The following is a 2,382-nucleotide window of genomic DNA, read 5'->3' as shown; positions in this document are numbered from 1 at the left end:
GGCGGGCTTCCGCGCCCGCCGGCACCGCTTCTTCGGCCGCACCGACCTGGTCCGCACGGACCCGGCCCGCGTGCTGGAGATCGACGACCCGCACGACCTCGCCCGCGCCCGGGCCCTGGCGCCCCTGCTCGACCCGCCCGCCGGTTCGGGCGAGGCCGGCCGCACCCTCCGTACCGACCGAGACCGACGTACCGATCACGTAAGGAAGACCCCCCTCATGTCCACGATCACCAGCACCAACCCCCGTCTGCGCGCGTTCGGTTCGCGTCTCGTCGGCCCCGGCCGGCCGGTCTACGTCACCGGTGAGATCGGCATCAACCACAACGGCGACCTCGACAACGCCCTCAAGCTCATCGACGCCGCCGTCGAGGCCGGCTGCGACGCCGTCAAGTTCCAGAAGCGCACCCCGGAGATCTGCACCCCCCGCGACCAGTGGGACATCGAGCGCGACACCCCCTGGGGCCGGATGACGTACATCGACTACCGCCACCGCGTCGAGTTCGGCGAGGACGAGTACCGCGCCATCGACGAGCACTGCAAGGAGCGCGGCATCCACTGGTTCGCCTCCCCCTGGGACACCGAGGCCGTCGCCTTCCTGGAGAAGTTCGACCTCCCCGCCCACAAGGTGGCCTCCGCCTCCCTCACCGACGACGAGCTGCTGCGCGCCCTGCGCGCCACCGGCCGCTCCGTCATCCTCTCCACCGGCATGTCGACGCCGCAGCAGATCCGTCACGCGGTCGAGGTCCTCGGCTCCGAGAACATCGTGCTCTGCCACGCCACGTCGACCTACCCGGCCAAGGCCGAGGAGCTCAACCTGCGGGTGATCAACACCCTGCAGCAGGAGTACCCCAACGTGCCGATCGGCTACTCCGGCCACGAGACCGGCCTGCAGACCACCCTCGCCGCGGTCGCCCTCGGCGCCGTCTTCGTCGAGCGCCACATCACCCTCGACCGCGCCATGTGGGGCTCCGACCAGGCCGCCTCGGTCGAGCCGCAGGGCCTGGTCCGCCTGGTCCGCGACATCCGCACCATCGAGGCGTCCCTGGGAGACGGCGTCAAGAAGGTCTACGAGTCGGAGCTCGGCCCGATGAAGAAGCTGCGCCGGGTCCCCGGCGTGGTCGCCGAGGCGGGGGCCCAGCTCCCGGCCGCGGTCTGACCGCGGGCCTTCGGCACCTGCCTCTCCCGCTTCGTCACCACCCCACCCCACCCCACCCCCACCTCCAGCGACAGGACGGCGGAACGCCCATGAGCACCATGAGCCCGCGCACGCTCGCCTTCGTCGAGAGCCCCGTTCAGCTGCTCAACGCCCTGGAATGGGCGGCGCAGGCCGAGGAGCCGAGGATCACCTTCGTCGTGCTGTCGCCGACCGACCCGATGAGCCGGGGCCAGCTCCGGCGGATGGCCGAGCTGGCCCGGCGGGAAGGGCACGAGATCCGCTGGGAGGAGGCCCGGGGCGGCGCGTCGGCCCCCTTCCGGACCGTGGGCGGGTTGGCCGGCCCGCTGCGCCGGGCCGAGCGGATCGTGGTGGGGGACCCGTTCTCCCGGTACGTGCAGCTGCTGCTGACCATCACCCCCGCCCGGGACCTGGTGGTCGTCGACGACGGCACCGCCACGATGGAGTTCACCGCGCAGGTGGTGCGCCGTGAGGCGCTGGTGCGGTGGCACCGGCGGGGGGCGCGGCCCTCGCCCCGGGACCTCGCGCTCGCCCCGGTCTCGCGGTTCGCGCGGCGGCGGCTGACGCCGGGGGAGCGGCGGAGGGTGGAGATCTTCACCGCCATGCCGCTGGCGGAGGTGCCCGAGGAGGCCGTGGTCACCGTGAACGACTTCGCGTGGACCCGCGCCTCCTTCGGGCCGCCGACGGTCACCGAGGGGGCCGACCTGGTGGGCACGTCGCTGGTGGAGACGGGGGTCGTGGACGCGGACGCCTACCTGGCGGCGGTGGGGCGGCTGGCCCGGGAGCACGGGGTGCGCCGGTACTTCGCGCACCGGAGGGAGAGCGCGGAGAAGCTCCACCGGCTGGCGGTGGAGACGGGGCTGGGGGTGGTGCGGCCCGATCTTCCGCTGGAGCTGATCGCCCGCCGCGGGCCCATCGCCCGCACCGTCCTCAGCTTTCCCTCCACCGTGCTGCACACCCTGCCGCCGACGCTGGCGGGGACGGGCGCGCGTGTCACGTCCTGCCCCATAGACCCCACGTGGCTGACCCCCCGCACCGCGCCCGGCGCCCAGCGCTTCCTCACCGCCATCACCACCCCCGCGGCAGCCGCCTGACCTCCCGGCACCGGGGCTTTGCCCCGCGCCCCTTGCGTGCGCGTCGTGCGGGGCGGCTGTGTCCGGGCTGTCGGAAACCGCCGGCGCCGACGCTGCGGATTGCCGGGTGCGGGT

Annotated in this window: 2 protein-coding genes; both read left to right on the top strand. The window is 73.7% G+C overall.

Features of this window, described 5'->3' with window-relative positions; all coding sequences use genetic code 11:
- Positions 1-217 precede the first annotated feature (217 nt).
- A complete protein-coding gene (locus tag HW445_RS27140; protein WP_180223513.1) occupies positions 218-1,156 on the top strand; it encodes an N-acetylneuraminate synthase family protein in 939 nt (312 codons plus the stop codon).
- Positions 1,157-1,254: 98 nt separating this feature from the next.
- Entirely contained in the window at positions 1,255-2,268 is a 1,014-nt protein-coding gene (locus tag HW445_RS32910) for a hypothetical protein (RefSeq protein WP_374939705.1), read from the top strand.
- The last annotated feature ends 114 nt before the right edge of the window (positions 2,269-2,382 follow it).

The sequence above is a fragment of the Streptomyces sp. UH6 genome (genome assembly GCF_013421635.1).
Lineage (GTDB): Bacteria > Actinomycetota > Actinomycetes > Streptomycetales > Streptomycetaceae > Streptomyces > Streptomyces abyssomicinicus.
This window is presented reverse-complemented; position numbering and strand designations above follow the sequence as displayed.